This window comes from Paenibacillus sp. XY044 (assembly GCF_002257645.1).
Taxonomy (GTDB): domain Bacteria; phylum Bacillota; class Bacilli; order Paenibacillales; family Paenibacillaceae; genus Paenibacillus_AQ.
The window spans coordinates 900,155-925,254 of the sequence record NZ_NQMO01000002.1; the positions used below are offsets into that span (position 1 = coordinate 900,155).

The 25,100-nt window shown below is 53.4% G+C and carries 22 protein-coding genes and 2 tRNA genes; 17 read left to right on the forward strand and 7 right to left on the reverse strand.

From position 1 onward, the window contains the following. Positions 1-98 precede the first annotated feature (98 nt). Complete coding sequence (locus CJP46_RS12555; protein ID WP_094595914.1) at positions 99-761, forward strand: O-methyltransferase; 663 nt, start codon at positions 99-101, stop codon at positions 759-761. 4 nt (positions 762-765) lie between these two features. On the opposite strand, the gene CJP46_RS12560 is transcribed toward CJP46_RS12555, so the two are convergent. Together CJP46_RS12560 and CJP46_RS12565 are read right to left on the reverse strand one after the other, a co-directional pair. Then, positions 766-1,368 carry a TetR/AcrR family transcriptional regulator gene (locus tag CJP46_RS12560; protein WP_094595915.1) on the reverse strand — a complete coding sequence of 201 codons (603 nt, stop codon included), beginning with the start codon at positions 1,366-1,368 and terminating at the stop codon, positions 766-768. A 212-nt stretch (positions 1,369-1,580) separates the two neighbouring features. After that, a complete protein-coding gene (locus CJP46_RS12565) occupies positions 1,581-2,324 on the reverse strand; it encodes an SDR family NAD(P)-dependent oxidoreductase (RefSeq protein ID WP_094595916.1) in 744 nt (247 codons plus the stop codon). A 313-nt stretch (positions 2,325-2,637) separates the two neighbouring features. Here CJP46_RS12565 and CJP46_RS12570 point away from each other — a divergent pair, with 313 nt between their 5' ends. Further along, positions 2,638-4,473, forward strand: coding sequence for an Ig-like domain-containing protein (locus tag CJP46_RS12570; protein WP_094595917.1), 1,836 nt, complete (start codon positions 2,638-2,640; stop codon positions 4,471-4,473). Between the two features lie 195 nt (positions 4,474-4,668). Here CJP46_RS12570 and CJP46_RS12575 read toward each other — a convergent pair whose 3' ends face one another. After that, positions 4,669-5,418, reverse strand: coding sequence for a MerR family transcriptional regulator (locus tag CJP46_RS12575; protein ID WP_094595918.1), 750 nt, complete (start codon positions 5,416-5,418; stop codon positions 4,669-4,671). Positions 5,419-5,572: 154 nt separating this feature from the next. Here CJP46_RS12575 and CJP46_RS12580 point away from each other — a divergent pair, with 154 nt between their 5' ends. Beyond that, a complete protein-coding gene (locus CJP46_RS12580; protein ID WP_094595919.1) occupies positions 5,573-6,802 on the forward strand; it encodes an MFS transporter in 1,230 nt (409 codons plus the stop codon). Positions 6,803-6,835: 33 nt separating this feature from the next. On the opposite strand, the gene CJP46_RS12585 is transcribed toward CJP46_RS12580, so the two are convergent. Next, on the reverse strand, positions 6,836-7,300 hold the full coding sequence (locus CJP46_RS12585; RefSeq protein ID WP_094595920.1) for a MarR family winged helix-turn-helix transcriptional regulator: 465 nt from the start codon (positions 7,298-7,300) through the stop codon (positions 6,836-6,838). 130 nt (positions 7,301-7,430) lie between these two features. Between CJP46_RS12585 and CJP46_RS12590 the strand changes: the two genes are divergently transcribed. The 12 genes from CJP46_RS12590 to CJP46_RS12645 all read left to right on the forward strand — a co-directional run bounded on the left by CJP46_RS12590 (position 7,431) and on the right by CJP46_RS12645 (position 20,103). Continuing rightward, positions 7,431-8,510, forward strand: coding sequence for a glycoside hydrolase family 113 protein (locus tag CJP46_RS12590; protein ID WP_094595921.1), 1,080 nt, complete (start codon positions 7,431-7,433; stop codon positions 8,508-8,510). A 212-nt stretch (positions 8,511-8,722) separates the two neighbouring features. Then, the gene (locus CJP46_RS12595) at positions 8,723-9,070 is read left to right on the forward strand and encodes a winged helix-turn-helix transcriptional regulator (protein WP_256992309.1); all 348 of its coding nucleotides are present in this window, start codon (positions 8,723-8,725) and stop codon (positions 9,068-9,070) included. A 132-nt stretch (positions 9,071-9,202) separates the two neighbouring features. Further along, positions 9,203-9,970, forward strand: a complete 768-nt coding sequence (locus CJP46_RS12600; protein ID WP_094595922.1) for a MerR family transcriptional regulator — start codon at positions 9,203-9,205, stop codon at positions 9,968-9,970. A gap of 194 nt (positions 9,971-10,164) precedes the next feature. Further along, entirely contained in the window at positions 10,165-10,530 is a 366-nt protein-coding gene (locus CJP46_RS12605) for a GntR family transcriptional regulator (protein ID WP_094595923.1), read from the forward strand. A 2-nt stretch (positions 10,531-10,532) separates the two neighbouring features. Then, entirely contained in the window at positions 10,533-11,429 is an 897-nt protein-coding gene (locus CJP46_RS12610; RefSeq protein WP_094595924.1) for an ABC transporter ATP-binding protein, read from the forward strand. Then, positions 11,426-12,112 (forward strand): hypothetical protein, encoded by a 687-nt coding sequence (locus CJP46_RS12615; RefSeq protein ID WP_094595925.1) that lies wholly within the window; start codon positions 11,426-11,428, stop codon positions 12,110-12,112. The genes CJP46_RS12610 and CJP46_RS12615 overlap by 4 nt, the downstream gene beginning before the upstream one ends. Positions 12,113-12,448: 336 nt before the next feature. After that, complete coding sequence (locus CJP46_RS12620; RefSeq protein WP_143812970.1) at positions 12,449-13,453, forward strand: LacI family DNA-binding transcriptional regulator; 1,005 nt, start codon at positions 12,449-12,451, stop codon at positions 13,451-13,453. Between the two features lie 245 nt (positions 13,454-13,698). Further along, on the forward strand, positions 13,699-15,111 hold the full coding sequence (locus CJP46_RS12625) for an ABC transporter substrate-binding protein (protein WP_094595926.1): 1,413 nt from the start codon (positions 13,699-13,701) through the stop codon (positions 15,109-15,111). Between the two features lie 146 nt (positions 15,112-15,257). Beyond that, positions 15,258-16,340: a carbohydrate ABC transporter permease gene (locus CJP46_RS12630; RefSeq protein ID WP_094595927.1), complete on the forward strand. Its 1,083-nt coding sequence runs from the start codon at positions 15,258-15,260 to the stop codon at positions 16,338-16,340. A 1-nt stretch (position 16,341) separates the two neighbouring features. Further along, positions 16,342-17,433: a carbohydrate ABC transporter permease gene (locus CJP46_RS12635; protein ID WP_094595928.1), complete on the forward strand. Its 1,092-nt coding sequence runs from the start codon at positions 16,342-16,344 to the stop codon at positions 17,431-17,433. A 66-nt stretch (positions 17,434-17,499) separates the two neighbouring features. Continuing rightward, entirely contained in the window at positions 17,500-19,839 is a 2,340-nt protein-coding gene (locus CJP46_RS12640) for a glycoside hydrolase family 65 protein (protein ID WP_094595929.1), read from the forward strand. A gap of 180 nt (positions 19,840-20,019) precedes the next feature. Then, positions 20,020-20,103: transfer RNA gene (locus tag CJP46_RS12645), tRNA-Leu, on the forward strand. 238 nt (positions 20,104-20,341) lie between these two features. Here CJP46_RS12645 and CJP46_RS12650 read toward each other — a convergent pair. Further along, complete coding sequence (locus CJP46_RS12650; protein WP_094595930.1) at positions 20,342-21,271, reverse strand: AraC family transcriptional regulator; 930 nt, start codon at positions 21,269-21,271, stop codon at positions 20,342-20,344. A gap of 159 nt (positions 21,272-21,430) precedes the next feature. On the opposite strand from CJP46_RS12650, the gene CJP46_RS12655 reads away from it, so the two are divergent. Continuing rightward, positions 21,431-22,615: an MFS transporter gene (locus CJP46_RS12655; protein ID WP_094595931.1), complete on the forward strand. Its 1,185-nt coding sequence runs from the start codon at positions 21,431-21,433 to the stop codon at positions 22,613-22,615. 72 nt (positions 22,616-22,687) lie between these two features. On the opposite strand, the gene CJP46_RS12660 is transcribed toward CJP46_RS12655, so the two are convergent. After that, a complete protein-coding gene (locus CJP46_RS12660; protein ID WP_094595932.1) occupies positions 22,688-23,377 on the reverse strand; it encodes a TetR/AcrR family transcriptional regulator in 690 nt (229 codons plus the stop codon). Between the two features lie 157 nt (positions 23,378-23,534). On the opposite strand from CJP46_RS12660, the gene CJP46_RS12665 reads away from it, so the two are divergent. Continuing rightward, on the forward strand, positions 23,535-24,887 hold the full coding sequence (locus CJP46_RS12665; RefSeq protein ID WP_094595933.1) for an MATE family efflux transporter: 1,353 nt from the start codon (positions 23,535-23,537) through the stop codon (positions 24,885-24,887). Positions 24,888-24,989: 102 nt separating this feature from the next. Here CJP46_RS12665 and CJP46_RS12670 read toward each other — a convergent pair. Beyond that, a tRNA-Pro gene (locus CJP46_RS12670) sits at positions 24,990-25,066 on the reverse strand. Positions 25,067-25,100: the final 34 nt, after the last annotated feature.

Sequence of the window (25,100 nt, forward strand, 5' to 3'; positions counted from 1 at the left end):
TGAAAGATATATTATTCATATCATTATAGACGATCTACAATAGAACCAGAAGCGCTTCTATTCTAAAGATTGCATCAAATGATGAGGAGTGATGGGGAATGAATCCTGTATGGGAACAAGTAGATGAGTATATTGTCGATCAGCTTTGCCCGAATGACCGCATTTTGGATGAAGTGATCGTTGCCAACCGGAAGGCGGATCTGCCGGAAATCGATGTGACGGCGAATCAGGGGAAATTTTTGCAGCTGCTTGTGCAGATCAAAGGGGCGAAACGAATTCTGGAAATCGGGACGCTGGGCGCCTACAGCACGATTTGGATGGCTGGAGGCTTGGCCCATGGCGGAAAGATCATCACGCTGGAGCTGAGTCCGCATCATGCCGAAGTCGCCAAGGCAAACATTGCCCGGGCAGGGCTGGAGCAAACGATTGAAGTGCGAACCGGGGACGCGCTTGAGCAGCTGGCCCAAATGGAGAAAGAGGAGGCGGAACCGTTCGACCTCATTTTTATCGATGCGGATAAGCCGAATAATCCGAACTATCTCCGCTGGGCGCTGCATTTTTCCCGGCCCGGAACGGTCATTGTCGGAGATAACGTCATTCGCAGCGGCGAAATCGTGGACCGGCACAGCACCGACCCGCGGGTACAGGGGGTCAGGTCGTTTTACGATATGCTCAGCGGGCATCCGAATATTTCGGCCACGGCGCTGCAGACGGTAGGGAGCAAGGGGTACGACGGGTTTATGATCGGCATCGTGAAATAGGTTGTTACTTATTCCACAGAATCGGGTTTTTGTATGGCCCGTGGAAGGAGATTTCGAGCAGTTTGGACGCCATGGTGACAGCGGAATATTTATAATTGCTGCGGACCCACCAGACGATGCTTTCCAAATACGCGCCTGTTGTATAGGAAATGACGAAGGACTTCTCCATTCGGAGCCCTTCTTCGGGCGGTTGGGATACGCGAATACCGTCTTCAACGTAATGCCTAATAATGTTTTTCACTTCCTGAATGAATAAGTCGTCCGGTTTATACACGAGCATGACTTCATAGGCAAGCTGGTTTTGAATGATATGCTCAAACAGGGCAACCATGTTCTCCGGCAGGTCCTCGGAACGCAGCTCTTCAATCCTTTTGGGATGGGTAATGGTCAAGGACTGCCTTAGATCGTTTAAAATCGCATTGTGCAGGTCGACACGCAAATCCAGGATATCTTTATACAATTTATAAAATGTAGGCCGAGTCACATGGGCTTCCTGACATATGCGCTGAATGGTGATGCTTTTTTCATTTTCTTTCAGCACTAACGACAAATAAGCCCGTTGTATTTTTTTCATCGAATGCACTTGTCTTGGATCTTTTCTTTCCACCCATATCACACCTATCTTTTGGTAACTCTATAGTAGCATAAAAAAGTCGATCAACGTATTATTCAAGGCAGCCGGACCGCATTTAACGGATGTTTATCTTGCGATATAAGGATGCCGAGTGACCAAATCAAACAGGGACTGTCTCAAAGGTTCGCACCATTTGAGAAGCAGTCCCTGTTTTTTTGCATGCATGGAAAAAATTCGCTCTCAGCTTATAGCGCCGTCCAGCCGCCATCGATCACGAGTTCCGCACCCGTCATAAATCTGGATTCGTCACTGGCCAGGAATACGACGCCATAAGCAACGTCTTCCGGCTCGCCCATGTAAGGAAGCTGGGTGTGCGCCTCATAATAAGGCATCGCGGATGCCATCGATGGAGCGGTCATCGGCGTGACAATGATGCCGGGATGTACGGAATTGACGCGGATGTGATCCTTTCCGTACTCGACGGCGGCTGATTTGGACAGCGCGCGCAGCGCCCCTTTTGCAGCCGTGTAAGGGCTTGATCCCGCCATGCCCACAATGCCGCCGATGGATGAAATATTAATGACCGAACCGCCACCGGCTTTTTTCATTTCGGGGATGCAGTATTTCATGCCAAGGACACAGCCGTTCAGATTGATATCCATGACCTTGTTCCATTCGTCCATGTCCATATCGGCCATGGTTTTGGGGCTTGCGACGCCGGCATTATTCACCAAAACATCCACTTTGCCGTATAGCTCAACCGTTCTCCCAACGATTGCCTTCCATTCCTCCTCCGAGGTTACGTTCTGCTTCAGCGCTACTGCTTCGCCGCCGTTTGCTTTAATTTCGGCGACGAGTTCATTCAGCTTCTCCTCGTTTAAGTCGGTTGCAACGACCTTTGCGCCTTCTTTGGCAAACAACTTCGCTTCGGCAGCACCCATTCCGTTTGCTGCTCCGGTGATGATCGCCACTTTGCCTTGTAATCTCATGCTGGATTGCCTCCCCCATATAAAGTGTAAACGAATGCTCCTCTTCGGGAATTTCGTTTACATTGTGTAAAATAGTTCATATAATTAATATCATACTTTCATGACGAATGCAATCGAGCTAAAAGCGGGCTCATTCCAACGGACTAGGTCCAGAGGGTCGCAGAGGACCTTGATCGACGAACGGAAAACCGTTCATACGGCACAGGGATTTATGAGCTTAGGGGGATACCCACCCGGATGATTTGAACCCATAATTAGAGCAGATTGAAATATTATGGAATTCGAATCAGACAAGACGTGAGGGGTGCACAATATGTCCAGATTTCTACTTCGTTTTACAAGCATGATGTTGGTTCTGTTTATTGTGATGCCGGGGGTAAAGGCGGGGGTGGTCCGCGCCGAAAGCGACAGTCAGACGCATATCGAATGGTCGCGGGAATACGGCAGCTGGTCTGCCGGTGAAGGGATCCTTCCCACTTCAGACGGCGGATACCTGGCTTTGGGAAGCTTTACGGAGGTCGTGCCTGCCGGAGAGTGGGACGATTATGTCCAAAAAGCCTATATCATGAAGCTCAGTTCGGAGGGAGACGTGAATTGGGAGCAAAGGCTGGACTACGGCGGTTCAGGCACCAATGAAGCGCTGTCCGCCATTGAAACCCGGGACGGCGGCTATCTCGTGTTCGGAACGTCCACCAATTCGGCTGGTGAACCGTACAGCCAGATGTACTTGGCCAAACTGAGTGCGGATGGAGGTCTGCAGTGGGACCGGGCCCAGGACGATCCTTATATTTACAGCACGCCGAAGGCAGCTGTGGAACTGGAGGACGGAAGCTTCGTAATCGGCGGCAAAGGCATCTCCAAGATGGGATACGAGTCCGCGTACGCGCTTAAGGTCGATGGGCAGGGACAGGAGCTCTGGTACAACAAATACCGTTACGCGGAGAGCCAGTATTTTGACGATTTGATTCCGGCGGTAGACGGCGGACTGATCGCGGTGGGGGCGGTGAATACCCCGGAATACGAGGCTGGGGATCCGGACGCGCTGCTGATCGTCAAATTGAATGAGGCAGGGGAGGAAGTCTGGTCCAAGCAAATCAGCGATCCCCACACGGACCGGGGGGCTTTTGCGGTCATTCCTGCTGGAGACTACGGTTACCTGATCGGCAGCCAGCGGCTGGTGGACCAGCAGCGCATCACGATTCTGACGAAGACGGATCTGAACGGGGAGCCGCAGTGGGAGAAAACGTTCAAGACGGAGGGCTCGGACTATGAGGTGTTTAACAATCTGATCTCCATGGGCGACGGTTACGCCCTGCTAGGGGGGCACTACTCGGGAAGCCCCTCGAACCGGAAGATCCAGTACGATGTGCTGACCGTGGACCAAGACGGTAACCTTTTGAACCGCCACTTGTTCAAGGAGGCTGCTTTATCCCGCTACGGCATCGGTGCCGCCGGGCCGGATGGAGCCGTCATCGTTCCCGGCACGGTGATGCGGGAGGAAACAACGAAATTCCAGCTGATCAAACTCGCCGCTTTTCAGGAGCAAGGACCTGCCGATGACCGCAAGCCGGCAAGCATTGCGTTCTCCGGCAAGGAGCTGAAGCTGAAAGAAGGGGCAACGGCTCCTTCCGTGCTTGAGGCGGTATACGAGGATGGAACACGCAGCGATCTGTCATCGGCGGCCGAGTACAAGACAGAAGATGCGTCCATTGCCGAGGCGGACCCATCCGGACGCGTAACCGGAGTCTCGCCGGGAGAAACCTACCTGCTGGCGGAATACCAGGGCCAGAGCGCCAGAATCAAGGTTCAGGTGCTGCCGAAGGACAGCGACGAATTCGATAAGGTCAAAGGGCGGCTTCAGCTGGATTCGGAAGAGTATTCTTTGGCCGCGGGAACGAAGATCGATATCCGTCTGACACTGGTGGACTACTTGACCGGCAAGGAAAAGGATGTGACCAAGGAGGCCAAGTTCCGCAGCGAAAACCCGGATATCGCCGATATTGATGCGAAAGGGAATTTGGTCGGGAAGCGGGCAGGGAACACGACGATATATGCTTTTTATAAAGGCAGTCACGTCATGGCAGACGTGCAGGTGATGCGCTCGGCCGGTTCGGGCCATAAGGATAACGAATCTGGCCAAAGTAAGTAGCAGCTGCCAGAGGGAGCGGGGATTCCCCCATTCATTCTTCTCCGCGTATGAACCCGGGGGAGAAACACAAAAAGACGGATCAGCTGCTGCTGGTCCGCCTTTTTGCGTCTTTCGGCTTTTATGCTTTCGGCTTTTATGTCTTACGCTCCTTATCGATGCGTGGTACCTGAAGTATGCACTAGGACAATGCGCTCGTTATGCGTTCCGGGCAAATGCCTCAGCTGCGGTGCGCAGGTAGTACGACAGTCCGGTTTGCTGGGACTCCAGCATGTTCCGGTGGAAATCGTCCTGCAGGAAAAACTGCGCCTGCGCGGCAAAGGCGTCCGGACCCGCGTCATGGCCGTGCTTCTTCAAGGTGTCCAGATGCGACGCAATCAGCTGCTGAATCTGATCGTCGTCGTACTTGACTCCGTCCTTCAGCGCATGCGCCATCCCGTTCATAAATCGCACCGCCTCCGCAGCCTGTTCGTTCATCTCGACCGGATCCACCGGGTTTTCCTCCAGCATGTCGTATCCGTAATTCTCCTGAACATGGCGGCTTTGCTCCGATAAAGCTGCTCTCCATTCCTCTTCGCTTTGAAACCCTTGGAACATATCTTTCGTATTCATCGCTTTTCCCTCCCGTGTATGTTGGATGGACTCATCCAGCGTATGGATGAGCCGCTCAAGTCGGCCCATGCGGCCCAGAAGCAGTTCCCTCTGACCGGACAAAATATCGGCCCTGCCCGGTTGATCCTCCAGCAGCTGCTTGATTTGCTCCAGCGGAAAATCGAGCTCCTTATAAAATAAAATGTGCTGCAGCCGCTCCAATTCTTCCATGCCGTACAACCGATATCCCGCCTCGGTAATTTCCCGTGGCATCAGCAGGCCGATCTTGTGGTAGTGATGCAGCGTCTTGATCGTGACATTCGACAGCTCCGATACTTCTTTGACGGTATACACCAGGTCATTTCCTCCTTTTGCGGTTAGTGTATAGTCTCCCCTAAGGTCAGAGTCAAGCGGGGAACTCGAAAAAAATATGCATTGACTCTCCCCTTGGAGGAGGCTGCATCATGGAAGCCGCACACGAGAAATCCAAACCAGGAAGGGAGTCAATGATATGTTTGCTTCGTTAAAGCTGTTACGTCATCCTTGGATTCGCATCATTCTGATTTCCAATCTGCTGACGCAAACCGGCATTTGGGTCCGGAATTTCGCGGTACTGCTCTATGTGGTCAGCAAGACCGGCGGCGACGCCTTCGCCGTCTCCATGATCTCGGTTGCCGAGTACGCTCCGATGTTGGTGTTTGCATTGGTCGGAGGCGTGTTCGCCGACCGCTGGCCGCCGCGCAAAACGCTGATCTGGTGCGATGCGCTCGCCGCCGTGTCCATCTGGATCGTCCTCGCGGCCATGAAATCGGGTACATGGGAGGCCGTATTTTTCCCGACCCTGATCTCTGCCGTACTGTCCCAATTATCGCAGCCTTCGGGGATGAGGCTGTTCCAAGAGCGGGCCGCGGCGGATTTGATCCAGCCGGCGATGTCCGTGCTTCAGACGATGTTTGCCGTGTTCATGGTGCTTGGCCCGGTTCTGGGAACATGGGTTTACCAAACCTTCGGCATCGGCGTATCTATGGGCTTGACCGGGACTGCTTTTCTGCTGTCGGCCGCCGTGCTGGGATGGATTCCTGCGGATTCCAAGGCCGAAGGCTGCGGAGGAAGAAAAGGAGCCTCGGTATTCCGGGAAATGAGGGACGGCATCCGTTATGTCGCTTCTAACCGCGTGCTGGGGTTGCTCAGTCTCTGTTTTGCGGCCGTGGGTCTGGGGATTGGCCTCATTTCGCCGCTAAGCGTCTTCATCGTGACCGAAAGGCTCGGTCTTCCCGCCGATCACCTGAAGTGGCTGTCCATTCCGTACGGCGTCGGCGAGATTGTTGGAGGAATCGCCGCATTTGTGCTGGCCAGCCGCATGGCACCCCAGACCATGCTGATGCTCGGCCTGATCGTCAATGCTGCCGGGATTGCCGTCACGGGATGGTCCGGCATGCTGTGGCTCACGATGCTGGCCCAGTTCGCCATCGCCCTGCTGCAGCCTGCAATATTCATCGGAAACCAAACGCTCGTCATGCAGCATACGGAACCGGAATACATCGGACGGGTGACCGGGATCCGCACGCCGCTGATGACCGGCGCCATGCTCGCGATGATGAGCCTGTCCGGCGTGCTCGCCGGGCACCTGCCGCTGGGAATCATCTACGGCTTGGCCGGGCTGTGCCTGTTCATCGGTCTGCTGACCGTGCTCCCGCTAAGCCGAAAACGGGAATCCATACCCGCCAGCCGCCCAGAGTAACGCATAAATGCTTGCTGATAAGGAAAGGTAAGGCTAATCCTGCTTGGCCGTATCCGGATCCAACCGACGCAGGATCCGGGTCATCTTCTCGAGGCAGAAGCCGAGGTCGCTCAGGTCCTCCTCGCTCAGCCGGTCCAGCTGATGGCTTAGCTCCCGGTGAAAGGACTCCCAACGGCTGCTGACGATTCGCCGGCCCTTCTCGGTCAGGGACAATCCGATCTGACGCTTATCCTGAGGGTCGGGATGCTTGGTGAGGCATTCCTTTTCTTCAAGCTTGGCGATCAGAGGCGTCAGCTGCTGCTTGGATATATGCATACTTTTGGCCAGAAGGCCCATCGAATAGCTAACCGGTTGATGATATAAAGCTTCCAAAACGTGATACTGCAGATGCGTCAGCTCAGGTAATGTTTTCCGCGCTGAGGGCATGTCAAAGCCGCGGTGCAGCAGCGGGATCAGTTGGATATAGGCTGCAGCGAGCCTGGAGTTGTCTGGATTCATGGCGCTTTCTCCTCATTCCTGTTTATTTGACGAATAGTAAATATTTATTTATATTATTCACATATTACTGTAATTAATCAATAATAATGGTAAATAAATATTAAATATATAGAACTAAGGAGGAGCGGAAATGATCCAAGGCTTAGCAAATGATCCGGGGGAACGCAGCAGTCGCGGTCTTCGCCGGAGGGGGATCAATTATGATGTCGGCACGTATACCCGGGGGGCGAATCAGCCCTCGTCGAGAGAACTTTTCGATCCGGAGATCGTCCGGAAGGAGATGGAGATCATCCAAAGCGAACTGCACTGCACCAGCATCCGCATATCGGGCAGAGATGTGGACAGGCTGGTGGCCGCCTCGGAATGCGCTCTCCATCAGGGGCTCGAGGTGTGGTTCTCCCCGGCTCTAATCGATGAGGATGAAGAAGCGATGCTCGACTATTACAGGGAATGCGCACTTGCGGCGGAGGCACTGCGGCGAATAGGGCCGGACGTCGTGTTTGTGGCCGGCTGCGAGCTGAGCCTGTTCATGAAAGGAATTCTGGACGGAGCAACGACCTTCGACCGGATCGGGGTGCTGATGAATCCTTGGCGGCTGCTTAAATATACGATCCGAAAAGGGTCTTTTCATAAGCGTCTGAACGCTTTTCTGAGCAAAGCCGTCAACGTGATCCGGGAGCATTTCCACGGACAAATCACCTATGCATCCGGTACATGGGAAAACGTGAATTGGTCACTCTTTGATATCGTTTCGGCGGATCATTACCGCGATGCGCATAACCATAAGCGCTACCGGGAGCAGCTGCGCGCTTATTTCAAGCATGGGAAACCGGTCGTGATCACGGAATTCGGGTGCTCTACCTATGAAGGGGCGCAGGACCGGGGAGGTTACGGCTGGAACGTCGTAGATCATAGGCAGTCGCCAAAACGGCTCGAGGACACCATCATAAGGGACGAACAGGTTCAGGTCCGATACATGCGGGAGCTTTGGGACATATTTCAGGAAGAGGGGGTGGATGGAGCCTTTTGGTTTACGTTTGTCATGCCAAGCTATCCATATGACGAAGAGCGTCTCTTTAACTTGGATACGGCGAGCTATAGCGTCGTGCGCACATTAAAACACGGCCAGACAGGGACGGCATATCCCGGAATGCCATGGGACACGAAGGCGTCTTTTGCGGCGCTGTCCGGGCTATATAAGCAGCCATAATGCGAAAAGCCCGCCTCGGCTGCCTTTTAATGCGATGGTGCTGCATAAACCGCACGGGCGGAGCGAGGCTCCATGACGGCAATGTCCGACAAGCGGTTCCATTCGCTCATTGACACGGGTGCACCAAAGCTATATATTCAGGGCAGCATCCTGCCGGCCAGGCGGGAAAACGACAGTACTGTTTTTCTAGAACACGAGGGAGGTGAAGCGGTTTGGAAGATCATGCTTTGAAATACGATCCCGAAGAGTCAAGCTCGAAAATTTGCGAGGTTCTGCAAATTCTGAAGACCAAATGGGCATTTCTCGTTCTGGATGAGCTGCTGAAGGGCCCGCAGCGGTTTAATCAGCTTCAGCGCAATGCGTCCGTGATCAAAACCCAGTCGCTGACGGATACGCTCCGGCATCTTGAACGGATGGGACTTGTGAACCGCAAGGTGTTCCCCACTGTCCCGGTGACCGTCGAGTATTCGCTGACGGAGAAGGGAGCCGATTTTCAGCTCGCCTTAAAGGAAATGGAGCGGTGGGTGGATAAATGGGGCGGACGGAACCCGGCTGAGTAATGGAATATGGATTTTGAATAGGTCTTATGTTATTTCAAGGGCTGTAGGTAAGCCCTTTTTGTTTTGTGCAAAATAGGGTTTGACATTGACGCAGCGTGAAGGTGTACAGTGAAATCGTCAGGAGGTGACCGCATGGAATACACCGTACAAAAGTTGGGACGGCTCGCGGGCGTCAGTACCCGGACCCTGCGGTACTATGACGAAATTGATCTTCTTAAGCCGGCAAGGATCAATTCGTCAGGGTACCGGATTTACGGGGAGAATGAAGTGAACAGGCTGCAGCAAATTTTATTTTTCAGGGAGCTGGACGTAAGCCTGGACCGCATTAAGGAGCTGATGTCCTCGCCTTCTTTTAACAGCAGCGACGCTTTGAAGGAACATCATGAGAAGCTTCTTGACAAACGCAGGCAGTTGGACCGGCTGATTGCGAACGTGGAACGAACGATTCAGTATCAGGAAGGGAGAATGACCATGACGGATCAGCAGAAATTCGAAGGCTTCAAACAACAATTGATCGACGGTAATGAGCGGAAATACGGCGAGGAAATCCGCGAGAAATACGGGGAGGCGGCCATTGAGCGTTCCAACGCCAAGGTGAAAAACATGACTAAGGAGCAGTACGAGGAGTTGTCCCGGCTGACCGACGAGGTGCTGTCCACGCTCGGGCAGGCCTATCAAACCGGAGATCCTGCCAGTGAGCTCGCCCAGAAGACGGCTGACCTGCACAAGCAGTGGCTGACGTACTACTGGAGCGATTACAGCAAACAGGCGCATGCCGGGCTGGCTCAAATGTATGTGGACGACGAGCGCTTCAAGGCTTACTATGACGCGAAGCAGCCGGGAGCGGCGGAGTTTTTGCGGGATGCGATTCTCGTTTATACAGGCATGAATAAGTCCTGACTGGGATGGACTGCGAAATGACGAAATTAAAAGAATCAAGTACGAAATAAGATCGCCGAAGCGGCCTGGGAGACCAGACGGAAGGCGGTCTTATTTTTTTTGAAAAATATGGATTCGCCCGTTGACAAGGAATGGGGTGATCTTATATAGTGAGGTTAGTTACTCGAGTAATTAACCAGTTAGGTGGTGAAGATATGGGGCCGATTATCGATGACGGCCGTCCGATCTTTATGCAAATTGCGGAGAAGATCGAGGATGACATCATTGGAGGCGGGCTGCCGGAAGAATCCCAGGTCCCGTCCACAAACCAGTTCGCATCCTTTTTTCAAATCAACCCGGCGACAGCCGCGAAGGGAGTCAATCTGCTGGTGGACCAAGGGATTTTGTATAAGAAGAGGGGGATCGGCATGTTCGTAGCGACAGGGGCGAAGGAGAAGCTCGTCGAGAAGAGGAAGGAACAGTTTTACGAGCAATACATCGTCACAATGATCCATGAAGCGAAGAAGCTCGGTATCACGATAGATCAATTGACCGATATGGTGCGGAGAGAGGATGAGTAGTTATGAACCGAATTGTAGAAGTCAATCGGCTTACCAAGGAATATGGCCGGGAAGCCGCAGTGAAGGATATCACCTTTGCGGTGGACGAAGGTAAAATCTACGGGCTGCTGGGAAGAAACGGGGCCGGCAAAACGACGATTATGCATATGCTTACCGCGCAGTTGTTCCCTTCCAGCGGCGAGCTGAAGGTGTTTGGAGAGAATCCGTATGAGAACAACCGTGTGTTGAGCCAACTCTGCTTCATCAAGGAGAGTCAGAGATACCCGGACAGCTACCGCGTCATCGATGTGCTGGAGGTGGCTGCGTCCATTTACCCGAACTGGGACCGGGCTTTTGCCTCGCAGCTGCTCGAGGATTTCCGGCTGCCGCTGAAGCGGAGAATGAAGAAGCTGTCGAGAGGGATGTTGTCCTCCGTCGGCATCATTATCGGGCTTGCGAGCCGGGCACCGCTGACGATCTTTGACGAGCCCTACCTGGGGCTGGATGCCGTTGCGCGCAGCCTGTTCTACGAACGATTGATGCAGGACTATGCGGAGAACCCGCGAACCATCATGCTGTCCACGCACTTAATCGACGAAGTAAGCAATATGCTGGAGCATGTACTTGTAATTGATCAGGGCCAGCTTCTGATCGACGAGGAAGCCGATGACCTCCGCGGCAAAGCGTATACGGTTCTTGGCCCTGCGGCGGCAGTCGAATCGTTCACGGCGGGTAAGAAGACGATTCATCGGGAATCGATTGGAGGCATGATGTCGGTAACGATGCTTGAGCGGCTGGATCCCGGGGAAAAACGCCGGGCAGAGGCACAGGGGCTGGAGATCATTCCGATATCGATGCAGCAGCTGATCGTGCATTTAACCCAAAGTAAGTCAAACGGAAAGGTGGCGGAATTTCAATGAACCGAACTGCAGGCGTCATGAAAATCCATTTGCGGGATAAGTGGGTATGGATGTACGTACCTTGGGTGGTCATGTTGTTCAGTTTCGCTGTGAATTTGGTGATTGGTGTTCTGACCAGAGGGGAGGAGCCGATCAATTCAGGCGGGGTCGTCACCATTTACGTGTATATGTTCGTCGCGATCCTGATCGTGCAGGCGCAGACGTTTCCGTTTGCGCTGGGACTTAATATAAGAAGGACCGATTACTTCGTGGGAACCACCGCGATGGCGCTGCTTGTCAGTGCAGTCTCATCCGTGCTTTTGCTCGGGCTGGGCACGATCGAACAATTAACGAATGCCTGGGGAGTGCAGCTTCATTATTTTCACCTGCCGTTTCTGAAAGAAGTTTCCCCTCTGGGCAGGCTCGGCATTTATTTTATCGTAATGACCCACATGTTCTTTATGGGCTTTGTCATCTCGAGCATTTTTCGCCGGTTTGGGCGCATCGGCATGTTCGTTTTCTTCATCGCCTTGATCGTTCTTTCCAGCATTGGCAGTTTCGCGATGACGTATTACGGCCTCTGGCTGGACTTCTTCCGCTGGATCGGAGTGCATTATATGAACCTGTTCCTGTGGATGATTCCGTTAACTTTGATATACGCGCTGTTGTCTTACTTGCTGCTTCGCAGAGCAACGGTATCCTGACAAGCAGAGTTTGGCCACGTCAATGCGCCTTGCATCCATGAAGCAAATATACTAATCCGGTGCCGGAGCATCCGCCGGGTCAGAAGTACAGTTTAAGTTCGGGATCGTTATTGACGGCATGCTGTTTGGCGCGAAATGCGAAAGAAGCCCCTAAGGGCTTTTTTTGTTGTGAGTTGTCGATTGGGATATTGGCAGGGAACACGAGAGCGCGGGAAGAGTAAAAACGTTTCGTTGAAAAAAAGGTAATGTAAGCGCTTAAAAAAAGTTATTGCCAACTCGAAATCCCCTTGCTATAATCGCCTTGAAAAGGTTTTCTAAAAAAGGAAGTTTGCCCACATGAAACCAACAATTAGAGATGTTGCCAAGATGGCCGGCGTCTCCATCAGCACGGTCTCGCGGGTCATGAACTCGCCCGAATCGGTGGTGGAGGCCAAGCGCTCGCGCGTGCTCGAGGCGATCGAGAAGCTCCAGTATCAGCCGAATGCCTTTGCAAGGGGACTGATCTACAGAAAATCCTTTACCCTCGGGCTGCTCATCCCGGATATCGAAAATATGTACTTTGCCGGGATCATCCGAGGGATGCAGGACGCCTGCGTCAAATTCGGGTACAGCCTGATGATCTGCAACACCGACCGTGACAAGGACCGTCTGCTGTCGTACATCGACGCCTTCCGCGAGAAGCAGGTGGACGGCATCGTCTTCGCCAGCGATATCCTACATCCGGAGTATTACGAGAAGCTCACAGCATGCCGCATCCCGTTCGTGCTGCTGTCCTCGCATTCGGACGAATTCGAAGTTCCGAGCGTTGAGGTCGACGACGAGGAGGCCGCTTATGAGGCCGTGAAGTTCCTTATTGAACTTGGCCACCGGGATATCGGCATGATCGGGTTCAACCATGTGAACTCGGTATCGGGACCGCCGCGGTACGAAGGCTTCGTCCGGGCTATGACGGAAGGCGGGCTCACCCAGAACATTGAGAAGGTAGCGTATGCGGAGCACCGGTTTGAGCAGGCCTACCATGCGTCTCACGAGCTATTTTCCGCCCACCCGGGAATTACGGCGGTATTCTGCGTGGCGGACGAATTCGCCATGGGGACGATCTCGTACCTGAAGGACCGCAACATTCTCGTGCCGGGTCAGGTATCGGTGATCGGGTTCGACAATCTGCGGATGGCGAATATGTTCATTCCGAAGCTGACGACGGTAGCCCAGCCGATTTACGAGCTCGGATACCGCGCCGCGGAGAAGCTTCATGAATTGCTTACGACCGGCACGGTGAAGGTCCAGAAAGAGATGATGAAGCATAAGCTGATCGTAAGGGAGTCATCCAGGCAGAGGTAAGCAGCTCTTTTTTTTTGGACGACGCTGAAAAGCTTTTCAGAGGAAGTTTTTCCTCCTGGATTTATGTAAGCGTTGTATTTAACGAATATGTTAATTTGCGTATGAATTGGATGTTTCAGGTTGATGGCGCATTAAACTCTGTGAAGGAGGTGAGGGGCCGCTAAGCTAGGAATCCCGTGTTGCATCCGTAACCTGAGTATGGAATCATGAATCGTTTCTAAATGAAGAAAAGGGGATGTGTCAGTATGAAAAAAACATCAAAGCCCAAATTATCGCTGCTGATGGTGCTGGGCCTGTCGTTTACGATGGTTATGAGCGCCTGCGGAAGCAGCAAGGACGCAGGTCCTTCGACAGAACCTGCCGGTACAGCGTCTAACAACGGAGGTTCAACAGCGACGACGACCGAGCCTGCGGCCACTCCGGGTTCGCCGCTGGAAGAGGCGCTGCAGGGCAAATATAAAGGCACCAAGGTCACGATGTTCGGGCCGTTCGTGGATGCGGACCAGAAAAAATTCGAAACCAGCATCAAAGACTTTGAGGATAAAACGGGCATCGATATTCAATATGAAGGCTCGAAGGAGTTTGAGGCGACCATCAACGTCCGCGTGGACGGCGGCAACGCGCCGGATATCGCCGACTTCCCGCAGCCGGGCCTGTTGGCCTCGATCGCTAAGACCGGCAAAGTCGTGGATCTGACCAACGTTCTGGATCAGGAGAAATTGAAGAAGAACTACAACCAAAGCTGGCTCGACATGGGAACGATGGACGGCAAGGACGGCAAAATCATGGCCGGCATCTGGAACCGCAGCAACGTGAAGAGCTTGGTCTGGTATCCGAAAAAGCAGTTTGAGGAAGCCGGCTACAAGGTTCCGGAAACCTGGGACGAAATGATGGCCCTGACCGAGCAAATCGCCAAGGACGGAGACCCGGCATGGGCGATCGGTATCGAGAGCGGTGCGGCGACCGGCTGGCCGGGAACCGACTGGATCGAAAATATCATGCTGCGCACGACGACGCCTGAAAACTACGACAAATGGGTCAAAGGCGAGCTGCCTTTCACTTCTCCTGAAGTAAAGAACGCATTTGAACTCATGTCCAAAATCTGGATGAACAAGGATTATGTCTATGGCGGCACCAAATCGATCGTGACGACCGCCTTTGGCGACGCGCCGAAGCCGATGTTCGAGAATCCTCCGAAAGCCTGGTTCAACCTGACGGGCAACTTCATCACCAGCTTCTTCCCTGAAACCGCGAAGGTCGACCAGGACTACGACTGGTTCTACCTGCCGCCGATCGATTCGCAATACGGCAAACCGGTGCTTGTGGCCGGAGACATCTACGCGATGTTTAACGACCGTCCGGAAGTCCGCGCGGTGATGGAATTTTTCACGACCGGCGAATCGATCAAGTCGTGGGTGCAGTCCGGCGGCGTGATCGCTCCGATGAACGACGCTTCGCTCGACTGGTACACGTCCGAGTCCGACCGCCGCATGGCAAAGCTGGTCCAGGATGCGACGACTCTCCGCTTTGACGGTTCCGACCTGATGCCGGGCAAAGTGGGCGCGGGCACGTTCTGGAAAGGCATGACGGACTATGTCAGCGGCACTGCGACGCTGGATGAGGCGCTGAAGCAAATCCAGGCCGGCTGGAACAACTGACGGGAGCACCAAGCTTTTGGCGGGTGGAAATGCAGAAATTGGGCTGCAAAAGAGGCTGATCGGGTTTTACGATCCGTCGGCCTCTCCTTTCCCCTGACCGTTGGGTGGGGATTGACCCATGAAGTCGTCTGTTTAGGAGGATACTTATGAATACACAAACGAAACGGGGATTCAGCACCAAGGCGCTGTTCATCTTTCTAGGCGTCCTGATCGCCAATATCGTCGTCAATGGCCTCATTTTCGTCTTTTTCCGGGATTCGACCCTGAACCCGCTGCTTACCGCAGTGCTGGCCGTTCTGTGGGGAGTTCTGGGCGTTTACTTGATTTACTATACGTTTACCTGGGCGGTGGAGAAGTTTCCCGACCAGATCAGCCGCAGGGTGCTCCCGTACGTGTTTGTCGGGCCGGCGGTTCTGGTGCTGGGCTGGCTGCTTGTGCTGCCGGCGCTACGCACGCTGTACCTGAGCTTTTTCAATGCGTCTTCTGATAAGTTCGTCGGTCTGGGCAACTATATCGCCATTTTCAGCGACCGGCTGCTCGCAACCGCGCTGCGCAACAACCTGCTGTGGGTTTTCGTCGGAACACTGGCGTGTGTCGCCTTTGGGCTGCTGATTGCCATTCTTGCAGACCGGAGCAGTTATGAGCGGATCGCAAAATCGATCATTTTTATGCCGATGGCCATTTCCTTCGTGGCGGCCGGCGTGATTTGGAAGTTTGTGTACTATTACCAGCCGGGCGATGAGCAAATCGGCCTTCTGAACGCGATCGTGATGGCGCTCGGCGGAGAGCCACAGGCTTGGGTCAGCATGCTGCAGCCATGGAACAACTTCTTCCTGATCATCATCCTCATCTGGATGCAGACGGGCTTCGCCATGGTCATCTTTTCAGCGGCGATCAAAGGCGTACCGGACGATATTCTGGAAGCGGCCCGCGTGGACGGAGCCGGCGAAATCCGCATTTTCTTCCGCATCATCATTCCGTTTATCTCGACGACGATTCTGACCGTGACGACGACGATCATCGTGTTCACCCTGAAAATTTTCGATGTGGTCATGGTCATGACGGGCGGACAGTACGGCACGGAAGTGGTAGCGACCCAGTTCTACCGGCAGTTCTTCATGTACCGGAATTTCGGCTACGGCTCGACGCTGGCCATCGTGCTCCTGATCGCCGTCCTGCCGGTCATCATCATCAATTTGCGCCAGTTCCGCAAGCAGGGGGGATTCTGAGATGGCAGGCAAAAAGAAGAGAAAAAGCAAAAAGTGGATCGTCAACATCGTGCTCGGCATCATCTGTTTCGTATGGCTGCTTCCGACGCTGGGACTGCTGATTTCATCCTTCCGGCCTGCCGCCGATATTTTGGAGACCGGATGGTGGAAGGTATTTCCGCATCAGGAGTGGAAAACGAAGGACACGATCCAGCTGTCCAAGGATGTCGACCTGCGCGGGCCGATCGAAGTGAACGGCAAGACGTATACGGACGACCAGCTTAAGAGCGGCGTCATGCAGGACGGAAAGCGCCTGACTTGGGAAAACCGCCGTGCCCGCGAAATCAGCGTGCAAGATCAGGGCTGGGTCGGCTCGTCCGAGCTGACACTCGATAACTATAAAAACGTGATCACCGGCAAGGAATACACGATGAAAAATGCCGACGGCAGCGAGACGAAAGAGAAAGGAACGGGCTTATCCCAGGCATTCTGGAATACGCTGACGATTGCGGTGCCGGCGACGGTCATTCCGGTCCTGATCGCTTCCTTCGCCGCCTACGCCTTTGCCTGGCTGCGGTTCCCGGGGCGCAAGACGCTGTTCGTCGTCATTATCGCGATGCTGGTCATTCCGATTCAGGTGGCGCTGATCCCCGTGCTGAAGGATTACACCTCGCTCGGCCTGAACGGCAGCTACCTCGGGATCTGGCTGGCGCATACGGCGTTCGGTTTGCCGCTGGTAACCTATTTTATGTATAACTTCATCAGCCAGCTGCCGAAGGACCTGTTCGAATCGGCCTTTATGGACGGGGCAAATCACTTCACGATTTTCAGCGGGCTGATCCTGCCGCTGTCGGTGCCGGCGCTTGCTTCCATCGGCATCTTCCAGTTCCTGTGGGTATGGAATGACTACCTGGTATCCCTGATCTTTATCGGCAATCAGCCTGAAGTGCAGGTCATGTCGATGAAAATCGCTGATTTGGTCGGCTCCCGCGGTAACGACTGGCACCTGCTGACCTCCGCCGCCTTTATTTCGATGCTGATGCCGCTCGCGATTTTCTTCCTGCTGCAAAAGTATTTCGTCAGAGGGCTGATGGGCGGATCGGTGAAAGGTTAACGCTCCGGCTGGGTAAGATGAACATATAATGAAGCCCTTGCGGCGTAAGGAGCTGAAGACGAAGAGATGAGAATGGAAACGTATGTGAGGCCGCAGCCGCTGTACCCTTACGAGGCATGGAGTTTATCCGAGAAGGCGTATGATGAGGAGAACAACCAGCGCAGCGAAAGCCTGTTTGCCATCGGCAACGGTTATATCGGCATGCGCGGCAATTTCGAGGAAGGTTACTACGGCATGCGGGGATCCTCCGTAACCGGCAATTACTTGAACGGGTTCTATGACTCAGAGCCGATCGTGTATCCCGAAGGGGCGTATGGGTATCCGGAGCGCAACCACGCGATGCTGAACGTAACCAACGCACAGCGGGTGGAACTGCGGATCGAGGGTCAGCTGTTCCATCTGAACAGCGGTGTCGTCCGCAACTACCGGCGGGAGCTGGATATGAAAAAGGGGATGCTGACGCGCCAGATCGAGTGGGAGGCGCCCGGCGGCCAGCGAGCCCGAATCAGGATCCGCCGGTTTGCCACCCTGCGGCACAAGCATTTGGCTGCGATCCATTATGAGGTCACCGCGCTTAATTTCAGCGGCGCCATCACCTTGACCTCCGCGCTGGACGGCAAGATCGCGTCGCAAGACAATAACGGCGACCCCCGCCTGGGCGCAGCGAAGACCGAACCGAGCCTGGTGCTCGAAGATGCGGGCCGTTATGGAGAGCTGTCCTGGTTGAGGCAGCGCACGCGGCATTCGGGATTCGTGCTCCTGACGGCCATGAGCCATGATCTTCGGACGGATCAGCCATTCCAAACTTCGGAGTGGTCGGAGAACGAGTATACGGCGTCCGAATTTACGGCTTCGCTCCGGCAGGGGGAGAGCGCTGCGCTCACCAAATACATCACGTACCATACGTCCAAGGATTATGCGGAAGGGGAGCTGATGGTCCGGGCTGAAGAGGTTCAGCGGATGGCGCGGCAATCGGGATTTGACGTGCTCGCCAGGGAGCAGCAGTCCTACCTGGAACAATTCTGGAAAACCGCCAACGTGGAAATTGCCGGCGACCCTGCGCTTCAGCAGGGTATCCGCTTCAATGCATTTCAGCTGCTGCAGTCCGTCGGCCGGGACGGCGTGACCAACATCGGCGCCAAGGGACTCACAGGCGAGGGATATGAGGGCCATTACTTCTGGGACACGGAGATGTATATGCTGCCGTTCTTCACTTTTACCCGGCCGGATATCAGCAGGGCGCTGCTGCATTTCCGCTACGCCACGCTGGACAAAGCCCGCGAACGGGCCCGGGTCATGTCACAGAAGGGGGCGCTGTACCCTTGGCGCACCATCGACGGGGAAGAGAACTCGGCTTATTATCCGGCCGGGACGGCCCAGGCCCACATCAACGCGGATATTGCTTACGGGATCAAGCAGTACGTGACTGCGACTGGAGATATCGATTTTCTGCTGAATGAAGGCGCCGAAATATTGTTTGAGACGTCGAGGTTCTGGCTGGACCTCGGTCATTTCAATCCGGCCCGGGAGGGTAAGTTCTGCATCGACGGCGTGACGGGTCCGGACGAGTATACGGCCATCGTCAACAACAACGCCTATACGAATCTTATGGTGCAGGATCAGCTGCGCTATGCGGTGCAGGTGGCCGGTTGGTTGACGGAATCGTATCCGGCGGAAGAACAGCGCCTGCGGGCGGCGATCAGCCTGACGGACGAGGAAATCGCGCGGTGGAGGAAAGCTGCGGAGAACATGTTCATTCCGTATGATGCCGACCTGGGCATCTACGCGCAGGACGATACGTTCCTGACGAAGGCCAAATGGGATTTCCAGAACACGCCGGCCGACAAGTACCCGCTGCTCCTGCATTTTCATCCGCTCGTCATTTACCGCCATCAGGTGCTGAAGCAGGCCGATCTGGTGCTGGCGCTGTTTCTGCTCGGCGGCCGTTTCACCATGGAGGAGAAAATCCGGAATTACCGGTACTACGAGCCGCTGACGACGCATGATTCCTCGCTGTCGCCGTGCATTCACAGCATCGTCTCGGCGGAGATCGGCGAGCTGGACGAAGCTTACGCTTATTTCGACCGGACGGTGCGCATGGATTTGGATGACATCAACCGAAATGCCAAGGACGGGCTGCATACGGCGGCCATGGCCGGGTCCTGGATGTCGATCGTATATGGGTTTGCAGGCATGCGTTTGGTAGACGGCATGCTGGGATTTGCGCCGGCACTGCCGGGGCAGTGGGACAGCTACCGCTTCCGGGTCATGAACCAGGGCCGGCTTCTGGAGGTGCTTGTCGACGCCAAGGGAACGGCATACGTGCTCCTGGAGGGAGAACCGCTGCAGATCCGGCACAAGGGAGAAGAACTGACCCTGGAGGCCGGGAGGACGGTCAGCCGGTAATGGAAACGGAGTTTTGGAACGAAGCACACCAGGGTGAAACCCGGCAGTTTCGTGACAGAACTCCGCTTTTCTTATTTTCTGAAAAAGTTTTAATAAAATGCTTGACGGTAATGATGAATCCGTGGTAAGATCAATCTTGTCGCTAAGAAAAAAACATTTCGAACGTGACCAACTGAATATGCGGTCGTGGCGGAATTGGCAGACGCGCACGGTTCAGGTCCGTGTGGGCTAACCCCCGTGGAGGTTCGAGTCCTCTCGACCGCATCGTTGATAGGATCATGTGATTGCTGAGAAGCAATGCATGATCCTATTTTTCTAATTATGACGCCGATAGGCGTTTTTTTTAGATTATAGAATTTAAAAAATGTTTAGCGGAGCTGAACCATTCTATAATCGCAAGAAAAACTTCCTCTAGACGTGGTCTGTCTTCTTAGAAGGTACGTCGACAGACGTTTTTTTATTGTCTTCAAAATTGTAATTTACAGTCCAGGATGCTCTTTGTTTAGAGCACCCTGCCTAGCTGCTCCCGAAGCCGCGTGATGTCGCTGATCGGCGGAAGGCCGAAAAGTCGGGCATATTCACTGCTGAACTGGGACGGACTTTCGTATCCGACTCGAAAAGCAACGTCCGCAGCATCGGCAGATTCGGACAGCAAGAGGCGGCGGGCTTCCTGCAGCCGCAGCTGTTTCTGATACTGCAGCGGGCTCATCGCAGTGACCTCTTTAAAATGACGGTGCAGGGAAGAGGGGGCCATATGGGCGGCAGCTGCCAGCTCATCGATTCGCAGTGGCTCCATGTAATTCCGCTTCAGCTGCTCCACCACCCCTGCAATACGATTCGAGCTGCTTCCACTCAAGGCTATTTGCCTTAATACATCCCCTTGCGCGCCCTGCAAAACCCGATATAAGATTTCGCGTACGATGAGCGGTGCCAGCACCGGCACATCCTGCGGGTTGTCCAGCAGTCGGACAAGCCTGACAGCCGCGTCCAGTAGAGGTGCACTCGTTTGTTCCACAAATAAACCACGTTTCGAACGCTGCTTCGTCCGGGATGCCGGATTCGCCTGGTTTAATAAGTCCAACGCATCTTTGGGGTTGAATTTAAGCCGGAAGCACAAATAAGGCACCTCGGGAGTCGCTTCAATGATCTGTGCGGAGACGGGCAAATCAAGGGAGACCACCAGATAGCTGGATGGCCCATACGTAAAGCTCTCGTCTGCAAGCATGACCACCTTGGAACCTTGAGAGACGATGCACAGCGCAGGTTCATGGACTGAAAAAGAAGGGAACGTCGTTTTCGAACTGCGAATCAGGGCCAGGGAAGGAATGGGCGTCTCGTGAACGCCGTCACCGTTCGCATAGTTTTCGATGAATCGGGACAATTCCTCCTGATATGGAATCAAGGAATCGGCATGATTGGATGAATTCCGCATGAAGTGTTTCCCCCTCCTTATCTTTGTCCATTATACATCCTGGTTGACACCGGGATGCATCGTTTTGAGAGAATCAGGCAATCATTTGCGATTTTTAGACTACCTCTGCTTTTTTCGGCTGGTTCATAATCAGGTTGAAAGGAAGGAGAGGAAAATAAAATGGATAAGCGCATATTCATTCTGGCGTTGGCGTCCTTTGTGGTAGGCTCGGTTGAACTGGTCATCGCCGGGATTATGGATATGATCGCCCAGGATCTGCACGTTTCTGTCGGTGTGGTTGGTCAGCTGGTTTCGGTGTATTCTCTGGTTTTTGCCTTAGGATCGCCTATTCTGATCACTTTAACTGCGAAGGTTGAGCGCCGAAAGCTGCTGGTCATCGCCATGCTGGTATTCACGGCTGGAAATATCATGTCCATGCTAAGTCCGAATTTTACGGTGCTGCTGCTGTCCAGGATCATTCTGGCGGCAAGCTGCTCCATTGTTGTCGTGCTGGCGATTACCCTGGCTTCGGGGATCGTCACACCTGAGGCCAAAGGACGTGCTATTGGGCTGATCTTTATGGGAATCAGCGCCGCCCTCGTGCTCGGCGTTCCGCTGGGGACATTGATCGGCGAGGCCTGGGGCTGGCGGGCAACCTTTGCTTTTATTGGTGTGCTCTCGTTCGTCGTAACGATATGCATCATGAAATTTCTGCCCCAAGCGGCTTCTACGCCTAGGATTCCGATGCAGGAACAGCTGCGTTCGATGGGAAATTCAAAAGTGGTGTTCGCCCATCTTGTTTCCATCCTGCAAATGACGGGCCAATTTACGATCTATGCCTATATCACGCCATTTTTACAGACCATGCTGAACTTGTCTGTCGGTCAAATCAGCTTCGTGTTGCTGGTCTATGGGCTGGCCGGCATTGCAGGGGGCTGGATTGGAGGGTGGGCGTCCGACCGCTTTGGGACAGCCCGGACGATGATCGTCACGCTGCTGCTTCACGCCATCGCGATCCTGCTTCTACCCTGGGCAGCCGCCTCTATGATGCGCTTGCTGCCCGTCGTCATCGTCTGGTGCGCGTTTAACATGGCGCCAAGTCCGGCTATTCAAAGCTACTTGGTGCGGCTTGCACCAAAGTCGGCGGACATCCAGCTCTCCCTCAATACCTCTGCGCTTCATCTCGGCGTAGCTGCGGGATCTGCCGTCGGCGGCGTGGTGATCAGCCGTTATGAGGTTACGGCAAATGCCTGGATCGGAGGTCTGGTTGTCATCCTGGCCATTGTGTCATCCATCGTTTCCCTGTACAGAGGCAGGGGGGTATATAGTAAAAAAGACAGCTCCCTTCAGGAGAATCCCTCTTGAGGATATTGTCTTTGCCGTGTAAACGGTAAACCTTAGCGAAATCGCCCATCCGATAACCGGATGAGCGGTTTTTCACATTTTCTCCTGCTCCTTGATCACCTGTTCGGTCCCAAGCAGAATCAGCTTCAGTCCGAACTCAAACGCCTTGTCGGTCCCCATCAGCTCAAACAGCCCGTTCGTGAACATTCTTCGAAACAGTCCCGAATCCGTCTCGCTCATGGTATTCAGAAGGCTAATCATTTCCTCACCCGGTAGTGCTCCCGCTCCATGCTCCTTAAGAATCGCGGAGACATTGCGCTGGTGCTCATAATCGTCCAGAACGAAGTTGAAGACATAATTCATAAGCGTAAGAACCACTTGCATTTTCTGATCTTGCTCAAGCGGCGTCGATTCCACGCAGAGCAGCATACGGTTGGTGAACCGGATGATGTCCGGTTCGTGGGGCAGCGTCGACATCATGAGCTGCGTGGAGCAGGGATACCGGCCGAGCACGCTCCGCACCGTTACCGCAAGCCCCGTTAACTGCTCCTTCCAGTCCCCCTCGGAGTGGTACTCCTCCAGAATGATTTTCGATACCTGGTTGGCCAGCCGCTGGTAGAGATTCTGTTTGCTCTTGAAGTACCAGTAAAGAGAGGGAGCCTGAATTCCGAGCCGGTCGGCCAATCGTCTCATGCTGAATTTCTCGATGCCCTCCTCTCCAAGAAGCTCCCAAGAGGCTTCCATAATCTTATCCTCCGATATTTGAGGCTGCTGTTTTTTCATCGATATCCGTCCTTTTATCTAACAGTGTAAGTTTATGCTTTACAAGTTTATAGGTTCATGATAACATCTAACACTGTAAGGCACAACCTAACACTGTAAGGTTCGGTCTGGCATCGTAGACTGAGGACCCAAATAAATGTAGAAAGTAGTGATCCGCATGGATACAGAAAACCTCTATTACTTTGAAAAAGCGCCTGTGGCCAAAGCCGTAGCTCACTTCGCTGTACCGATGATGCTAGGCACGTCAATGAGTGTCATCTATTCCATCTTGAATGCCTATTTCCTTGGTACACTGGGTAATACGGCTATGCTAACCGCACTTGCGTTAACCTTGCCATTATTCGCGATCATTATGGCGCTAGGCAATTTGATTGGTATGGGCAGCGGTACCTTCATCTCCCGTTTGCTGGGCGAAAAAAAATATGATGATGTAAAGCATGTGTCTTCATTCGCCTTTTACAGCAGTTTAGTTCTCGGTCTCATCGTGATGGCTGTCGGCATCCCATTGATCGATCCAATCGTTCATGGACTGGGGGCAACGCCTGATTCCTTCGGATTTACGAAGGACTATGTCACGATAATGCTTATTGGTTCACCATTCGTCGTCTTATTTTTCACGCTGGAGAATATCGTGCGCTCAGAGGGTGCCGCTGTTACATCGATGATCGGTATGATTCTTAGTGTCGTCGTAAATATTATTCTCGATGCCTTAGTCATCTTCGTGTTCCATTGGGACGTGATTGGCGTTGCGTCGGCTACGGTCGTTTCCAACTTGGTCGCGAGTGTATTCTACGCCTTCCATATGGGATATAAGAGCCAAATTTTAAACGTCTCCATAAAATGGTTCAAGGCTAACAAGGAAATTCTGAGCAATGTATTCAAAATCGGAGTTCCCGTCTTTATTATGAGTATCTTTTTGGGTGCCATGTCGCTTATCTTTAACCGTTTTCTGGTCGAATATGGGGATCAGGCCGTAGCGGCTTACGGAATTTCATCTCGTTTATTGCAGTTTCCTGAGTTTATTCTGATGGGTTTATGCGAGGGAGTCGTGCCGCTCGTTGCCTTCTCTTTTACAGCGAATAAATTACGCATGAAGCATACCATTGGATTTACGATCAAAGCGATTGTGGCGTTAGCCGTCGCGTTCGGCGTCATCGTCTATCTGATTTCCGACCACTTAATTGGTCTATTTACAAATGATCCGCAATTAATTGAAATGGGCAGCTACATTCTGCACGTGACGTTCTTATCCTTGTTCATTACTGGAATGACCACGTTGTTTACGGGGATCTTCCAAGCAACAGCGCAAGGAACCGCCGCGTTTATGATGTCCGTTATTCAAGGAATTACTCTGATTCCTGTGCTCTATATCGCCAATCGAATGAACGGCTTCCACGGGGTGGTCTGGTCGCTCGTCATTGCAGATGCCGTCGCGTTTCTTGTTGGGGCCATCATGATCATTATTCTGCGGAACAAATTGCAGCCGGATTTGGAGAGTTTAGTACAGTAGAGAACATAGGGTCATCGTTCGTAAGGAAATTGCATTACACAGTTGGTGTTTTTGAACACAAAAAAGCTGCGGTCAAACACCCCGCAACCGTTGATTTCATAATGGTCGAGACGACAGGATTTGAACCTGCGACCTCTTGCTCCCGAAGCAAGCGCTCTACCAAGCTGAGCCACGTCTCGTTAATAGAAAGCTTATACTATAGAATTTACTCCG

Coding starts and splice junctions, on each gene's coding strand:
- CJP46_RS12555 (WP_094595914.1), top strand. CDS start 99: ATGAATCCTGTATGGGAACAAGTAGATGAGTATATTGTCGATCAGCTT.
- CJP46_RS12565 (WP_094595916.1), bottom strand. CDS start 2,324: ATGAGATTACAAGGCAAAGTGGCGATCATCACCGGAGCAGCAAACGGA.
- CJP46_RS12570 (WP_094595917.1), top strand. CDS start 2,638: ATGTCCAGATTTCTACTTCGTTTTACAAGCATGATGTTGGTTCTGTTT.
- CJP46_RS12580 (WP_094595919.1), top strand. CDS start 5,573: ATGTTTGCTTCGTTAAAGCTGTTACGTCATCCTTGGATTCGCATCATT.
- CJP46_RS12585 (WP_094595920.1), bottom strand. CDS start 7,300: ATGAATCCAGACAACTCCAGGCTCGCTGCAGCCTATATCCAACTGATC.
- CJP46_RS12590 (WP_094595921.1), top strand. CDS start 7,431: ATGATCCAAGGCTTAGCAAATGATCCGGGGGAACGCAGCAGTCGCGGT.
- CJP46_RS12600 (WP_094595922.1), top strand. CDS start 9,203: ATGGAATACACCGTACAAAAGTTGGGACGGCTCGCGGGCGTCAGTACC.
- CJP46_RS12605 (WP_094595923.1), top strand. CDS start 10,165: ATGGGGCCGATTATCGATGACGGCCGTCCGATCTTTATGCAAATTGCG.
- CJP46_RS12610 (WP_094595924.1), top strand. CDS start 10,533: ATGAACCGAATTGTAGAAGTCAATCGGCTTACCAAGGAATATGGCCGG.
- CJP46_RS12615 (WP_094595925.1), top strand. CDS start 11,426: ATGAACCGAACTGCAGGCGTCATGAAAATCCATTTGCGGGATAAGTGG.
- CJP46_RS12620 (WP_143812970.1), top strand. CDS start 12,449: ATGAAACCAACAATTAGAGATGTTGCCAAGATGGCCGGCGTCTCCATC.
- CJP46_RS12625 (WP_094595926.1), top strand. CDS start 13,699: ATGAAAAAAACATCAAAGCCCAAATTATCGCTGCTGATGGTGCTGGGC.
- CJP46_RS12630 (WP_094595927.1), top strand. CDS start 15,258: ATGAATACACAAACGAAACGGGGATTCAGCACCAAGGCGCTGTTCATC.
- CJP46_RS12635 (WP_094595928.1), top strand. CDS start 16,342: ATGGCAGGCAAAAAGAAGAGAAAAAGCAAAAAGTGGATCGTCAACATC.
- CJP46_RS12640 (WP_094595929.1), top strand. CDS start 17,500: ATGAGAATGGAAACGTATGTGAGGCCGCAGCCGCTGTACCCTTACGAG.
- CJP46_RS12650 (WP_094595930.1), bottom strand. CDS start 21,271: ATGCGGAATTCATCCAATCATGCCGATTCCTTGATTCCATATCAGGAG.
- CJP46_RS12655 (WP_094595931.1), top strand. CDS start 21,431: ATGGATAAGCGCATATTCATTCTGGCGTTGGCGTCCTTTGTGGTAGGC.
- CJP46_RS12660 (WP_094595932.1), bottom strand. CDS start 23,377: ATGAAAAAACAGCAGCCTCAAATATCGGAGGATAAGATTATGGAAGCC.
- CJP46_RS12665 (WP_094595933.1), top strand. CDS start 23,535: ATGGATACAGAAAACCTCTATTACTTTGAAAAAGCGCCTGTGGCCAAA.